The sequence below is a fragment of the Streptomyces sp. NBC_00388 genome, from assembly GCF_036061255.1.
Classification (GTDB): domain Bacteria; phylum Actinomycetota; class Actinomycetes; order Streptomycetales; family Streptomycetaceae; genus Streptomyces.
Genome location: NZ_CP107948.1, coordinates 5834961 through 5849285 on the forward strand (window position 1 = coordinate 5834961; position 14325 = coordinate 5849285).

Sequence of the window (14325 nt, forward strand, 5' to 3'; positions counted from 1 at the left end):
CGCGATCGAAGGGACGTACATGCCCATGGGTCACACGGCCACAGCCGAGGCCGGTTCCGGCGGCCTGACAGCGACCGAGCACCGGCTGGCCAACGGCCTGCGGGTGGTGCTCTCCGAGGACCACCTGACCCCGGTCGCCGCGGTCTGCCTCTGGTACGACGTCGGTTCACGCCACGAAGTCAAGGGCCGTACCGGCCTCGCCCACCTCTTCGAGCACCTGATGTTCCAGGGGTCGGGGCAGGTCAAGGGCAACGGCCACTTCGAGCTGGTGCAGGGGGCCGGGGGCTCGCTCAACGGCACCACCAGCTTCGAGCGCACCAACTACTTCGAGACGATGCCCGCGCACCAGCTGGAGTTGGCGCTCTGGCTCGAAGCCGACCGGATGGGCTCCCTCCTCGCCGCGCTCGACGAGGAGTCCATGGAGAACCAGCGGGACGTCGTCAAGAACGAGCGCCGCCAGCGCTACGACAACGTGCCGTACGGCACGGCGTTCGAGAAGCTGACCGCCCTCTCGTACCCGGAGGGCCACCCGTACCACCACACTCCGATCGGCTCCATGGCCGACCTGGACGCGGCGACGCTGGAGGACGCGCGCGCGTTCTTCCGCACGAACTACGCGCCCAACAACGCCGTGCTCTCGGTCGTCGGCGACATCGACCCGGAGCAGACGCTCGCCTGGGTCGAGAAGTACTTCGGGACCATCCCCTCCCACGACGGCAAGCAGCCGCCGCGGGACGGCTCCCTGCCCGACACCCTCGGTGGTGAGGTGCGTGAGGAGCTGTACGAGGAGGTTCCCTCGCGTGCGCTGATGGCCGCGTACCGGCTCCCCGAGGACGGCTCCCGCGCGTGCGACGCTGCGGACATCGCGCTGACCATCCTGGGCGGCGGCGAGTCCTCCCTGCTCCACAACAGGCTGGTGCGGCGGGACCGTACGGCGGTCGCCGCGGGCTTCGGCCTGCTGCGGCTCTCCGGCGCCCCCTCGCTCGGCTGGCTGGACGTCAAGACGTCGGGCGGTGTCGAGGTCCCGCAGATCGAGGCGGCCGTCGACGAGGAGCTGGCCCGCTTCGCCGCCGAGGGCCCCACGGCCGAGGAGATGGAGCGCGCCCAGGCCCAGCTGGAGCGGGAGTGGCTCGACCGGCTCGGCACGGTGGCCGGCCGCGCCGACGAACTGTGCAGGTACGCCGTGCTGTTCGGTGACCCGCAGCTGGCGCTGACCGCGGTGCGCCGGGTGCTGGACATCACCGCCGGCGAGGTGCAGGAGATCGCCGCGGCGCGGCTGCGCCCCGACAACAGGGCCGTGCTGGTGTACGAGCCCGTCGCCGCCGATGAGCCCGAGGAGACGGGCGCGGACGTCGTGTCCGACGACGCCTCCGCCACCACCGAGACCACCGAGGCGGACCAGTGACCGACCCCGCGGCCGTGACGATGACCTTCCACCCCCAGCCCCAGGCGGGCGCCCCCAGGCCCTGGGCCTTCCCGGCACCCGAGCGCTCCACCCTGCCCAACGGCCTGACGGTGCTGCGCTGCCACCGGCCCGGACAGCAGGTCGTCGCCGTCGAGATCAGTCTCGACGCCCCGCTGGACGCCGAGCCCGAGGGGCTCGACGGCATCGCCACCATCATGGCGAGGGCCCTCTCCGAGGGGACCGACAAGCACAGCGCCGAGGAGTTCGCCGCGGAGCTGGAGCGCTGCGGTGCCACGCTCGACGCGCACGCGGACCACCCCGGTGTCCGGGTCTCCCTCGAAGTGCCGGTCTCCCGGCTGCCCAAGGCGCTCGGCCTGCTCGCCGACGCACTGCGGGCGCCCGCCTTCGCCGCGAGCGAGGTCGAGCGGATCGTGGGCAACCGGCTGGACGAGATCCCGCACGAGCTCGCCAACCCGGCGCGCCGGGCGGCCAAGCAGCTCTCCAAGGAGCTGTTCCCGGCGACCGCGCGCATGTCGCGCCCGCGCCAGGGCACCGAGGAGACGGTGGCGCGTATCGACGCGGCCGCGGTCCGCGCCTTCTACGACGCGTACGTCCGGCCGGCGACAGCGACCGCCGTGGTCGTCGGCGATCTGGCGGAGACCGACCTGGACGCCGTGCTCGCCGAGAGCCTCGGCGAGTGGAAGGGCAACGCGGGCACGCCCCGCCCGGTGCCCCCGATCACCGCGGACGACACCGGCCGGGTGGTCGTGGTGGACCGCCCCGGAGCGGTCCAGACGCAGGTGCTGATCGGCCGGATCGGCGCCGACCGGCACGACCGTGTCTGGCCCGCCCAGGTCCTCGGCACCTACTGCCTGGGCGGCACGCTCACCTCCCGCCTGGACCGTGTCCTGCGCGAGGAGAAGGGCTACACCTACGGGGTGCGGGCGTTCAGCCAGGTGCTCCGCTCCGCGCCTGACGGAACCGGTGCGGCCATGCTCGCCATCAGTGGTTCCGTCGACACCGAGTCGACCGGGCCCGCGCTCGACGACCTCTGGAAGGTGCTCAGGACGCTTGCCGCGGGCGGGCTGACCGACGCCGAGCGGGATGTCGCCGTACAGAATCTGGTGGGCGTCGCTCCGCTGAAGTACGAGACGGCAGCCGCGGTCGCGGCCACGCTCGCCGATCAGGTCGAGCAGCATCTGCCGGACGACTTCCAGGCGCAGCTGTACGCGCACCTCGCCGCGACCGGCACGGTCGAGGCGACCGCCGCCGTGGTCAGCGCCTTCCCCGACGACCGGCTCGTGACGGTGCTGGTGGGAGACGCGGCGCAGATCGCGGAGCCGGTCAGGGCGCTCGGCATCGGCGAGGTGACGGTGGTCGCGAGCTGACGCCCCGGTAGCTCCCTGTTCCGGGCGGTCCGGGCGGTCCGGGCGGCCCGGGCGGCCCGTGCGGACAGGCCGGGGGTCCCGGTGGACAGCACGTCCACCGGGACCCCTGCCCGTCCCGGCCGGTGCGGCTGTGGGATGTGCGACAAAATCCGCTGTCCGTTTGGCGCGGCCCGCACCGACCACTTACCGTCGCACTCGCTGTCCGCCGGACACAGCCGCAACCGCGGCGCCGGGCAGCGATCGCCGAGTCCCCGTCAGGCGCGAGCCTGGGGAGCCGGGGACCCACTCAGTCCCTGGGGTGAATCGGGGCCGCTCCGCAGGGGCGGGCCCGTAGGAGACCTTCCTGCTCCGAACCCGTCAGCTAACCCGGTAGGCGAGAGGGAAGGAAAGGACCAGCCCCTTCATGGCGTTCAGCCGCCCTACCGGTAAGCACCGTGCCCCGAACCGCCTGACTCGCAGGACCGCGGGCGTCGCCGGAGTCGCCACGCTCGCCACGGCAGGTGTCATCGGCACCCTCGCCTCGCCCGCGATGGCCGACGGCCCGAGGACCCCCAGCGCGCAGGAGGCCCGCCTCGACCGGACCATCCTCGTCGGTGACACGGTCGCCGACCGGATAGCGGCCCAGGTGACCGCTCAGGAGCACGAGGCCGCCGTCGCGAAGGCGAAGGCGAAGGCCGAGGCGAAAGCGAAGGCCGTCGCCAGGGCGAAGGCCGAGCGGGAGCGCGAGGCGAAGGCGGCGAAGGAGCGCGCGGCCCGGGCCGCGGCCCGCAAGCGCCTCAACGCCTTCGTCCCCCCGGTGGCCGGCTCGTACGTCTCCACCGGCTACAAGACCGGTGGCAGCCTCTGGTCGTCCGGCAGCCACACCGGCATCGACTTCCACGCCGCGAGCGGCACCCCGGTCCACGCCGTCGGCGCGGGCACGGTCGTGGAGGCCGGCTGGGGCGGCGCCTACGGCAACAACATCGTCATCAGGATGCACGACGGCACGTACACGCAGTACGGCCATCTCTCCTCCATCGGTGTCTCGGTCGGCCAGGCCGTCACGTCGGACCAGCAGATCGCACTCTCCGGTGCCACCGGCAACGCCACGGGCCCCCACCTCCACTTCGAGGCCCGCACGGGCCCCGACTACGGTTCGGACACCGACCCCGTCGCGTATCTGCGTTCGCACGGCGTCGACGTCTGACCCCCCGCTGTTCTGTGTGGCCCCGGTGCTTCCCGCGCCGGGGCCACACCTGTTCCGTATGTCCGCGCGGATGTTTTTCGTACGTCCGGTTTCCGCATGGCCAAAAGATATCCATGATTTACCGGGGGCCTTCGGGAATTAACCTGGCCTGCCATAGAGTCGCCGCACAGGTGCGGACAGACCGCGGCAGGCGGGCGTCGATGCGGAGGTTCGGTCATGCGCATTCCGGCGCATTCGGTATGCACGGCAATCCGTGACGACATCATCTCGGGGGTGTACGAGCGGGGCGGCCGGCTGACGGAGGAAGTGCTCGCGCGCCGTTACGGCGTCTCCCGAGTGCCTGTCCGTGAGGCCCTGCGGACCCTGGAGTCCGAGGGGTTCGTGGTCACCCGCCGCCATGCGGGCGCCTGTGTCGCCGAACCGACCGAGCGGGAGGCGGCCGATCTGCTGGAGATGCGGATGCTGCTGGAACCGATGGGCGCGGCGCGCGCCGCCCAGCGGCGGACCGAGGCCCACCTCAAGGTGCTCCGCGGTCTCGTCAGGCTGGGACAGGAGCGGGCCGGGCGGGGGCAGGGCGAGGACCTGCGGTCGCTCGGCGGCTGGTTCCACGAGACGCTCGCGCAGGCATCGGGCAGCTCGGCGCTGGCCACCCTGCTCGGCCAGCTGCGGCAGAAGATCAGCTGGATGTACGCAGTGGACCAGCCGGCCCGGCCGGTCGTGTCCTGGGCCGAGCACGGCTCGATCGTGGACGCGGTGGCGCGCGGCGACGCGGAGCGGGCCCGCGCGCTGACGGCGGTGCACGCCGAGCGTGCCAAGGGGGCCCACCGGCTGCGGAACCAGGGCCGTGTGAGGGATCCGCAACATGGTGTAAACATTGCGAGCATCACTGATTAACAGTCCTGCCGTATACAGGGAGAAATCATTTCCGTGACGACTCCTGCTGCTTTCCGTGTTCCTTTTCCTTCGCGCTGCTTTTCAGTATTCCGGCATACCGGCCTCCGGTGTGCCGGATTCCGGTGATGCGGTGAATGGCGCCCCGGAGGGTAATCCGGGAAAAGGCGGGAAACGCAGAACCGCAGTGCCCCGGAAGGGGTACTGCGGCTCGGTGCTGTGAACGGGTGCGCTGTGAACGGGTGCGCGGCCGGGTGGCAAACAGGTGCGCGCGAAAACGAGAGGTGCCGTAGAGGCGGTCAGACGGTCTCGGGGAGTTCGTCGAGCCCGTCGGCGACCAGCTTGGCCAGCCGGTCCAGGGCGGCGTCGGCGTCGTCCACGTCCGAGGTGAGCACGATCTCCTCGCCGCCCTCCACTCCCAGGCCGAGGACCGCGAGCATCGATGCCGCGTTGACCGGGTTGCTGCCGTCCTTCGCGATCGTCACGGGGACGCCGGAAGCCGTGGTGGCTCGGACGAAGATGGAGGCCGGGCGGGCGTGCAGGCCCTCGGTCCACCCGACCTTGACGCGGCGCTCAGCCATGGTGTTGCCCTTCGAGTTCTGCGACTGTTGTCTAGACCAGTGTTGCACGGGGTACCTCGTGACGCGGGTCCGCCGGAACCCAGACTGCACCGCTCCCCGCACCCCCGCGACCCGTACGCTTTCAGCATGCAGCCCCCGCTGGAGGAGAACGCGCACCACGTGTACCCGGCCCACTGGGAGGCGGACGTGGTGCTCCGCGACGGCGGTACCGCACGGATCCGGCCCATCACCACCGAGGACGCGGAACGGCTCGTCAGCTTCTACGAGCTGGTGTCGCCGGAGTCCAAGTACTACCGCTTCTTCGCCCCGTACCCCCGCCTCTCGGCCAAGGACGTCCACCACTTCACCCATCACGACTACGTCGACCGGGTGGGACTCGCGGCGACCGTCGGCGGTGAGTTCATCGCGACCGTCCGCTACGACCGGATCGGTGAGCACGAGGCCGAGGTCGCCTTCCTCGTCCAGGACGCGCACCAGGGGCGCGGCGTGGCCTCCGCGCTGCTCGAACACATCGCGGCGGTCGCCCGGGAGCGCGAGGTCAGCAGGTTCGTGGCCGAGGTGCTGCCCGCCAACAACAAAATGATCAAGGTCTTCACGGACGCCGGGTACGAGCAGAAGCGCAGCTTCGAGGACGGCTCGGTCCACCTGACGCTCGATCTGGAACCGACCGAGGCGTCCCTCGCCGTTCAGCGCGCCCGCGAACAGCGTGCGGAGGCGCGGTCGGTGCAGCGGCTGCTGGCACCCCGCTCCGTCGCCGTCGTCGGAGTGGGCCGCTCACCCGGCGGGGTCGGGCGCGCGGTCCTGCGCAATCTGCGCACGTCCGGCTTCACCGGGCGCGTCTACGCGGTGAACCGCGCCTTCCCTGAAGGCCTCACGGACGTGGACGGCGCCCCCGCCCACCGGTCGGTGGCGTCCATCGCCGCTGCCGGGGAGGCGGTCGACCTCGCGGTCGTCGCCGTACCGGCCGCGCAGGTGCCCGACGTGGTCGCCGACTGCGGGGGGAGCGGGGTCCAGGGGCTCGTCGTGGTCGCCGCCGGATACGCGGAGAGCGGGCCCGAAGGGCTGCTGCGCCAGCGCGACCTGCTTCGCAGGGCCCGCTCGTACGGGATGCGCATCATCGGCCCGAACGCCTTCGGCCTGATCAACACCGCGGAAGACGTGCGGCTGAACGCCTCGCTGGCCCCCGAGTCCCCGGCGCGCGGCCGGATCGGGCTCTTCACCCAGTCCGGCGCCATCGGTATCGCGCTGCTCTCCGCGCTGCACCGGCGCGGCGCCGGGCTCTCCTCCTTCATCTCCGCCGGCAACCGCGCCGATCTGTCGGGCAACGACTTCCTGCAGTACTGGCACGACGACCCCGACACGGATGTCGCCCTGCTCTACCTCGAATCGATCGGCAACCCCCGGAAGTTCACCCGCCTCGCCCGGCGCACCGCCGCGGTGAAACCGGTCGTGGTGGTCAAGGGCGCCCGGCACAGCGGAAGCGCCCCGCCCGGTCACGCGGTCCCGGTCACCCGGGTCCCGGACGCCACGGTCTCCGCGCTGCTGCGGCAGGCCGGTGTGATCAGGGTCGACACCGTCACCGAACTCGTCGACGCCGGTCTGCTGCTGGCGGACCAGCCGCTGCCGGCGGGTCCGCGCGTCGCGATCCTCGGCAACTCCGAGTCGCTCGGCCTGCTGACCTACGACGCCTGCCTCACGGAGCGCCTGCGTCCGCTCCCGCCCGTCGACCTGACGACCGGCGCGACCCCTCAGGACTTCCGGGACGCGCTCGGCCGGGCCCTCACGGACGACGGCTGCGACGCGGTGCTGGTGACCGCGATCCCCTGGGTGGGTGAGAACGGGGTGACCGAGTCGGGTGACGGCGAGGTGCTGGCCGCAGCCCTGCGCGAGGCGGCCGCGGACGCCCCCGCCAAGCCGGTCGCCGTGGTCCACCTGGAGATCGGCGGTCTCGCCGAGGCCCTGGCGGCGGCCACCGGGACGGTGCGCGGCGCCCACGGCCCGGCCGAGCCGGCGGCCCCGGACCGGGCGGCGGAGGGCGACGAGGCGGCGGACGGCGACGGGGAAGAGGCGTCTCCCGGCACGTCCGGCGCTCCTGGCGCCCCCGGCACCTCCGGCGCTCCCGCTGCTCCCGGCACTTCTGTCCCCTCCGGCACCGATGGCCGGTCCGGCACGGCCGGCCGAACCGGCGGGGAACCGGGCGAAGCGCCCTCCGCCCCCCGCACCCGCGGCATCCCCGCCTACCCGGCCGCCGAGCGCGCCGTCCGCGCCCTCGCCCAGGCCGTCCGGTACGCGCAATGGCGCCGCCAGGCCGCCGAGCCCGGCCGGGTCCCCGAGTACGACGACATCGACGAGAACGCCGCGGCCGACCGGATCGAGGCGCTGCTCGGCACAGCCCGCGTCGACGTCACACGCGGCCTGGCGCTCTCCACCGACGACACGTGCGAACTGCTCGGCCTGTACGGCATCCGTGTCCGGCCGGCCAGGCCGGCCCCGGACGCGGACACCGCCGTCGCCGCCGCGGAACATCTCGGTTACCCGGTGGCGCTCAAGGCCACGGCGCCCCACCTCCGCCACCGCCCCGACCTCGGCGGAGTGCGGCTCGACATCGCGACCGAGGCAGGGCTGCGCCGCGCCTACACGGAGCTCTCCGCCGGTCTGGGCAGCCCCGCCGAGGTCCGGCCCGTGGTGCAGGCCATGGTGGGCCGCGGGGTGGACACCGTCGTACGGTCCGCGATCGACCCGGCTGTCGGCGCCGTCCTCTCCTTCGGCCTCTCCGGTGCGCCGTCCGAGCTGCTCGGCGACACCGCCCACCGGCTCGTCCCCGCCACCGACCGGGACGCGGCTGAGCTCATCAGGTCCATCAGGACCGCGCCGCTCCTGTTCGGCTGGCGGGGCTCCGCGCCCGTCGACACCGCCGCCCTTGAGGAGCTGCTGCTGAGAGTGTCCCGGCTGGTGGACGACCATCCCGAAGTGGTGTCCGTCGCGCTCGAACCGGTGGTGGTCGGGCAGAGCGGGGTCTCCGTCCTCGGCGCCGCCGTGCGGCTCGCGCCGTCCCGCGCGCTCGGCGACCTCGGCCCGCGCCGCCTCCCCAGCTACTGAGCCGCCGCCCGCCGGGCCCCGCTCCGGCGGCCTCCCGCCCCACAGCCGTCGGTCTAAGATGGAGCCCATGGCGAAGACCGGTACAACGACCCAGGGGCTCCGCGCGGCGATCGAGCGCAGCGGCTACTACCCGGCCCTCGTGGCCGAGGCGGTGGAGGCCGCTGTCGGCGGCGAGCCGGTCTCTTCGTACCTGGTGCACCAGGAGACCACGTTCGACTCCAACGAGGTCCGCCGCCATGTCACGGTCCTCGTCCTGACGGGAAACCGTTTCATCGTCAGCCACACCGACGAGCAGGCCGCCGACGGCACCTCCCCGACGCCGTCCGCCACCACATCGACCGAGTCGGTGAAGCTCGGCCGGATCTCCTCCGTGGTGCTCAGCCGCGTCGTGGCGAACCCGGAGAAGTACGTCCCCGGCACCCTGCCCCGTGAGGTCGTCCTGACCATCGGCTGGGGCGCGGTCGCCCGCCTCGACCTGGAGCCCGCCGCGTGCGGGGATCCCAACTGCGACGCGGACCACGGCTACACGGGCAGCTCCACGGCCGACGACCTGAGCCTGCGGGTGAGCGAGGCGGGCGACGGCCCGGACACCGTCCGCCAGACCCTCGCCTTCTCCCAGGCGCTCTCCGAGGCGACAGCGGCGGCCGGCCGCTGATGGCCCTGCCCGACTGGCCGTACGAGGACGACGCCGACCCGCTCCCCCTCTCCACCGCCCCGGTCCCCGAGTACGGTTCGGGCTCGCTCGCCGACCTGCTGCCGACGCTCGCCGCCGGACTGGGCGTTCCCGGCCTCACCGCGGCGATCCCGGAACTGACGCCCGCCGACCGGAACTGTGTCTTCCTGATCGACGGCCTGGGCTGGGAGCAGATCCGCTCGCACCCCGACGAAGCCCCGTACCTCCACTCGCTGCTGCCGACCTCGCGCGGGAACACCGGCCGTCCGCTGACCGCCGGATTCCCCGCCACCACGGCGACCTCGCTCGCCTCGGTCGGCACCGGACTGCCGCCCGGCGCCCACGGCCTCACCGGGTACACCACCCGCAACCCGGCCACCGGCGAGCTGATGAACCAGCTGCGCTGGCGGCCCTGGACCGACCCGCACATCTGGCAGCCTTACCCCACGGTCTTCCAGCTGGCCGACGCGGCGGGCGTGCACACCGCGCAGGTGTCGTCCCCGGACTTCCAGAACACCCCGCTCACCAAGATCGCGCTGAGCGGCGGCACCTTCAGGGGCCGGCTCACGGGCGAGGACCGGATGGACCTGGCAGCCGCTCAACTGGGCGCAGCCGACCGTTCGTTGATCTACACGTACTACAGCGAGGTGGACTCCAAGGGCCACCGCTTCGGGACGGCGTCGGACGCCTGGCGCGGGCAGTTGATGTACGTCGACCGGCTCGTCCAGCGCCTCGCCGAGCAGCTCCCGCCCCGGTCGGCGCTGTATGTCACCGCCGACCACGGCATGATCGACATCCCGTTCGACGAGGAGTCGCGCATCGATGTCGACGAGGACTGGGAACTGGGCGCGGGCGTCGCCCTGCTGGGAGGCGAGGGGCGGGCCCGGCACGTCTACGCGGTGCCCGGCGCCCAGAACGACGTACTGGCCGTCTGGCGCGAAGTGCTCGGTGAGCAGTTCTGGGTCGCGAGCCGCGACGAGGCCATCGCGGCGGGCTGGTTCGGCCCGGAGATCGACGAGCGGGTGTACGGGCGGATCGGTGACGTCGTCGCCGCGGCCCACGCCGACGTGGCGATCACCGCGTCCCGCCGCGAACCGCACGAGTCGGCCATGGCGGGGATGCACGGCTCGATGACCCCCGTCGAACAGCTGGTACCGCTGTTCGAAGTACGCTCGTAACCGCGCCCGCCGCGCCCTCTCTCCCGCAGACCCGAAAGGCCCGCGACCCCCCATGCCTGAGCTGGTGTTCTTCTCCGGAACGATGGACTGCGGAAAGAGCACTCTCGCTCTGCAGATCGAGCACAACCGCTCCGCGCGCGGACTCCAGGGGATGATCTTCACCCGCGACGACCGCGCGGGACAGGGCAAGCTCTCGTCCCGCCTCGGTCTGGTCACCGAGGCGGTCGAGGCGGGCGAGGGCTTCGACTTCTACGCCCATCTCGTCGGCCACCTCTCGCAGGGCGGCCGCGCGGACTACGTCATCGCGGACGAGGCGCAGTTCCTCGCACCCGAACAGATCGACCAGCTCGCCCGGGTCGTCGACGACCTCGGCGTCGACGTCTTCGCCTTCGGGATCACCACCGACTTCCGGTCCAAGCTCTTCCCGGGCTCCCAGCGGCTGGTGGAGATCGCCGACCGGGTCGAGGTGCTCCAGGTCGAGGCGTTGTGCTGGTGCGGCGCCCGCGCCACCCACAACGCCCGCACGATCAACGGTGAGATGGTCGTGGAGGGCGCCCAGGTGGTCGTCGGCGACGTCAACAACCCACCGGGCGAGATCGGTTACGAGGTGCTCTGCCGACGCCACCACCGGCGCCGCACGACCGCGTCGGCCGCCCGCGCGGCCGCCCTCTCGCCCGATGTGCTCCCGGTGGACCGCACGGACGTCAGCGCTCGGTCCTGACGACGGTGAAGACCGCGCCCTCCGGGTCGGCGACCGTGGCCAGCCGCCCGGTCTCGCCCTGACGCGGCGATTGCAGCACATCCCCGCCCAGCTCGGTCACCCGGCGTGCGGCCGCGTCCACGTCCGCCACCTCGAAGTACGTCATCCAGTGCGCGCCCCTGTCGCGGGGGAGGGCCTGGCCGACCCCGTGCAGCGAGGCCACCGCCCGCCCCTCCAGATACAGCGTCAGATAGTCGAAGTCGGCCGAGACGACCGCCTCCGACTCGTAGCCGAACACCGCCTGGTAGAACTTGCCGACCGACCCGGTATCGCGCGTCACCAGCTCGTTCCACACCGGCGTTCCGGGCACGCCCGTCTCCGCGGTCCCCAGGTGGGCCGCCGCCTGCCAGATTCCGAAGACCGCGCCGTCGGGGTCCGACCCTATGGCCAGCCTGCCCGCGTCTCCCGCGTCGAGCGGCCCCACCCCCACCGTTCCGCCGCAGTGCCTGACCGCCGCCGCTGTCGCGTCGGCGTCGTCGGACGCCAGGTATGTCGTCCAGGCGATCGGCAGATGACGGTCCGGCGGCATCTGCCCGATCCCCGCGACCTCCCGGCCGTTCAGCATCGCGCGTACGTAGGGGCCCAGTTGGCCGGGCCCGGGCCGGAACTCCCAGCCGAACAGGTCGCTGTAGAACTCCTGGGTCTCTGTCAGGCCGTGCACCATCAGACTCACCCAGCAGGGGGCTCCGGGCCTGCGCCGCGAGGCTGCCTCGGTCATTTTCGCTCTCTCCTCGGACCATCGGTGGTGGCCGTACGGGGGGCGGTGGGCCGTCCCCGCCCCGATGCTTCCACCACCGGCCGTGCGCCGCGCCCCGGCCGCGCCGCATTTTGCACGTTCCAGCAGGAGGATGCCTGTTTTGCTACTGCTCGTCCGTTTCTACGGCGTTACGAAGGGGCCGGACGGTGGGCGAGGATGGCAGGCATGACACCCATCATCACCGCATCCGACCTCGCGAGCGAGTCGGCCGGACCGCGTCCGCCGGTGCTCCTCGATGTCCGCTGGCAGCTCGGCGGCCCGAACCTCAGGCCCGAGTACGAGGCGGGCCACATCCCCGGCGCGGTCTTCGTCGACCTGGACGCGGAGCTGGCGGGGCCGCCCGGAGCCGGCGGACGCCATCCACTGCCGGATCCGGCGGAACTGGGCGTGGTGCTGCGCCGGGCGGGCGTCTCGCAGGACACCCCGGTCGTCGTGTACGACGGCGGCCAGGGATGGGCGGCCGCGCGGGCCTGGTGGCTGCTGCGCTGGACCGGACACCAGGACGTCCGGGTGCTGGACGGTGGTCTCGCATCCTGGTCCGGACAGCTCTCCACGCGGATCCCCGCCCCGTCCCCCGGCGACTTCGTCCCTGTTCCCGGTGCGCTGCCCCTCCTCGACGCCGACGGCGCGGCGGAGCTGGCCCGGAAGGGGGTGCTGCTGGACGCCCGCGCCGCCGAGCGCTACCGGGGTGATGTGGAGCCCATCGACCGCGTCGGCGGCCACATCCCCGGCGCGCTGTCGGCCCCGACATCGGAGAACACGGGGGCCGGCGGGCGCTTCCTGCCCCCGGACGAACTGAGCGCGCGGTTCGCCGCGTTGGGAGCGGCGGGCCAGGGGGCGCAGGTCGGCGTCTACTGCGGGTCAGGGGTGTCGGGTGCGCACGAGGTGCTCGCCCTGGAGATCGCCGGTATCCCGGCCGCGCTCTACGCGGGGTCCTGGTCCCAGTGGTCGTCGGACGAGTCCCGCCCGGTGGCCACGGGCCCCACGCCGTAGTCCGGAGCAGGTGCGACTGTGGCCCGTACGCACGGCGTACGGGCCACAGGTCTGCTCCTGGGGACGCTGCCCCGCCCGCTACTCCTGCTTCTTGCGCCGGGTACCGAAGACGATCTCGTCCCAGCTCGGCACAGCCGCACGCCGTCCCGGACGGACGCCGTCCGCCTCGGCCTGCCGGTCCGTGGTACCGGTCAGCCGGTCGCGGTGACCGGCCACCGCACGGGGCATCAGGACGTCCGCGTACGCCGAACCGGCCCCGGCGGAGGCTGCGGGCGGCTCCTCGGACTCCGGTTCGGCGGCGGGCTCGGCCGACGGCGGCTCGGGTGGCGCGGGACGCTCGGGCACGACCATGTCGCCGCGGAAGCTCGGCACGGCCTCCAGCAGGCTGGTCAGCGAGTCCCGCTCACCGCTGCCGCTCTCCTCCGGTTCGGGAGGGGCGGGCACCGGCGCGGTGGGGCGCTCCATCTGCCGGTCCAGGGCACGGTCCAGCGGCCGGTCGCGGGGCAGCCGGGCGATCCTCGGGACGAACGGGAAGCTCGGTTCCGGCGCGGCCAGCGAGTCGTCGGACTCGCCGATCAGCGACCGTGCCTCGTCGTCCATGGCCTGGACGAGGCGGCGCGGCGGGTCGTAGGACCAGCTCGCCGAGTGGGTCTCGGTGGCGACCCGGTAGACCAGCAGGACCTCCCAGGTCCCGTCGTCGCGGCGCCACGAGTCCCAGAGGACGGTGTCCCGCTCGGCGCCGCGCAGCAGCAGCCGCTCGTTCACCGCCTCGCCGAGCTGCGGGCCGGTGCCGGTGTTCTCACCGGCGCGCCGTACGGGTGTCTTGCGGGCCCGCTCGGCCATGAACGCGCGCTCGGCGAGCACCGGTCCCTCGAAGCGGCGGACCCGGTCGACCGGGATCCCGGCCATCTGGGCGACTTCCTCGGCGGACGCGCCGGCTCTTATGCGCGCCTGGATGTCACGCGGACGGAGGTGGCTCTCCACCTCGATCTCGATCTGGCCGAGACGGGCGCGGTCGTTGCGGACCGCCGCACGCAGCCGTTCGTCGATCGGAAGCGTGTACTCCGTACTGTCCGCAGCTTTGAGCACCAGTCGTGTGCCGTCATTCGAGACGGCCACGACACGCAGTTCGGGCATGGGAACCTCCCGGGTGGTGCCTGCCGACGTCACGTGCGTCGCTGCTTCCGCTAGTCGAGTGTGGCCTGCCCGGGTGCAGCACGCCACAACCTTGCCGAGTTATCCGGCGTGTCGGGCCTCAGCCCGGGAACGCCGTTATGGCACGGTTACCTGTTTGCAACGCAGAGCGACCGTCGGTCACTCTGTGCAGCAGGGCGCCCGTGCAGTGCCATGGTGCCGTCGGTTCGAGTGCCGCCTCAGGCCCTCTCCCGCTGGTCCGGACACCCCTGAGGGAGGC

General features: G+C 72.7%; 12 protein-coding genes and 1 riboswitch. Of the genes, 9 read left to right on the top strand and 3 right to left on the bottom strand.

The window, feature by feature from the left end; all coding sequences use genetic code 11:
* The first annotated feature begins 19 nt into the window (after nt 1–19).
* The 4 genes from OG917_RS26110 (at nt 20) to OG917_RS26125 (ending at nt 4873) form a co-directional block, all read left to right on the top strand.
* Nucleotides 20–1405 carry a M16 family metallopeptidase gene (locus OG917_RS26110; RefSeq protein WP_328320104.1) on the top strand — a complete coding sequence of 462 codons (1386 nt, stop codon included), beginning with the start codon at nt 20–22 and terminating at the stop codon, nt 1403–1405.
* 20 nt (nt 1406–1425) lie between these two features.
* Nucleotides 1426–2793 carry a M16 family metallopeptidase gene (locus OG917_RS26115; protein WP_328322190.1) on the top strand — a complete coding sequence of 456 codons (1368 nt, stop codon included), beginning with the start codon at nt 1426–1428 and terminating at the stop codon, nt 2791–2793.
* A 231-nt stretch (nt 2794–3024) separates the two neighbouring features.
* A riboswitch (cyclic di-AMP (ydaO/yuaA leader) is annotated at nt 3025–3184 on the top strand.
* 12 nt (nt 3185–3196) lie between these two features.
* Nucleotides 3197–3979 (top strand): M23 family metallopeptidase, encoded by a 783-nt coding sequence (locus tag OG917_RS26120; protein ID WP_328320106.1) that lies wholly within the window; start codon nt 3197–3199, stop codon nt 3977–3979.
* Between the two features lie 216 nt (nt 3980–4195).
* Nucleotides 4196–4873, top strand: coding sequence for a GntR family transcriptional regulator (locus OG917_RS26125; protein WP_328320108.1), 678 nt, complete (start codon nt 4196–4198; stop codon nt 4871–4873).
* Between the two features lie 296 nt (nt 4874–5169).
* Here the strand turns inward: OG917_RS26125 and OG917_RS26130 are convergent, their stop codons facing one another.
* Complete coding sequence (locus tag OG917_RS26130) at nt 5170–5451, bottom strand: HPr family phosphocarrier protein (protein ID WP_328320110.1); 282 nt, start codon at nt 5449–5451, stop codon at nt 5170–5172.
* Nucleotides 5452–5577: 126 nt separating this feature from the next.
* On the opposite strand from OG917_RS26130, the gene OG917_RS26135 reads away from it, so the two are divergent.
* The 4 genes from OG917_RS26135 to OG917_RS26150 are packed head-to-tail and all read left to right on the top strand — an operon-like array spanning nt 5578 to nt 11122.
* Nucleotides 5578–8550 carry a bifunctional acetate--CoA ligase family protein/GNAT family N-acetyltransferase gene (locus tag OG917_RS26135; RefSeq protein ID WP_328320112.1) on the top strand — a complete coding sequence of 991 codons (2973 nt, stop codon included), beginning with the start codon at nt 5578–5580 and terminating at the stop codon, nt 8548–8550.
* Nucleotides 8551–8608: 58 nt separating this feature from the next.
* A complete protein-coding gene (locus tag OG917_RS26140) occupies nt 8609–9205 on the top strand; it encodes a DUF5998 family protein (RefSeq protein WP_328320114.1) in 597 nt (198 codons plus the stop codon).
* Nucleotides 9205–10401, top strand: coding sequence for an alkaline phosphatase family protein (locus OG917_RS26145; RefSeq protein ID WP_328320116.1), 1197 nt, complete (start codon nt 9205–9207; stop codon nt 10399–10401). The genes OG917_RS26140 and OG917_RS26145 overlap by 1 nt, the downstream gene beginning before the upstream one ends.
* Before the next feature lie 52 nt (nt 10402–10453).
* Nucleotides 10454–11122, top strand: a complete 669-nt coding sequence (locus OG917_RS26150; RefSeq protein ID WP_328320118.1) for a thymidine kinase — start codon at nt 10454–10456, stop codon at nt 11120–11122.
* On the opposite strand, the gene OG917_RS26155 is transcribed toward OG917_RS26150, so the two are convergent.
* A complete protein-coding gene (locus OG917_RS26155; protein WP_328320120.1) occupies nt 11106–11879 on the bottom strand; it encodes a VOC family protein in 774 nt (257 codons plus the stop codon). The genes OG917_RS26150 and OG917_RS26155 overlap by 17 nt on opposite strands.
* A 204-nt stretch (nt 11880–12083) precedes the next feature.
* Here OG917_RS26155 and OG917_RS26160 point away from each other — a divergent pair, with 204 nt between their 5' ends.
* Nucleotides 12084–12911: a sulfurtransferase gene (locus tag OG917_RS26160; protein WP_328320122.1), complete on the top strand. Its 828-nt coding sequence runs from the start codon at nt 12084–12086 to the stop codon at nt 12909–12911.
* 78 nt (nt 12912–12989) lie between these two features.
* Here OG917_RS26160 and sepH read toward each other — a convergent pair whose 3' ends face one another.
* Nucleotides 12990–14048, bottom strand: a complete 1059-nt coding sequence (gene sepH / locus OG917_RS26165) for a septation protein SepH (RefSeq protein ID WP_328320124.1) — start codon at nt 14046–14048, stop codon at nt 12990–12992.
* Between the last annotated feature and the right edge of the window lie 277 nt (nt 14049–14325).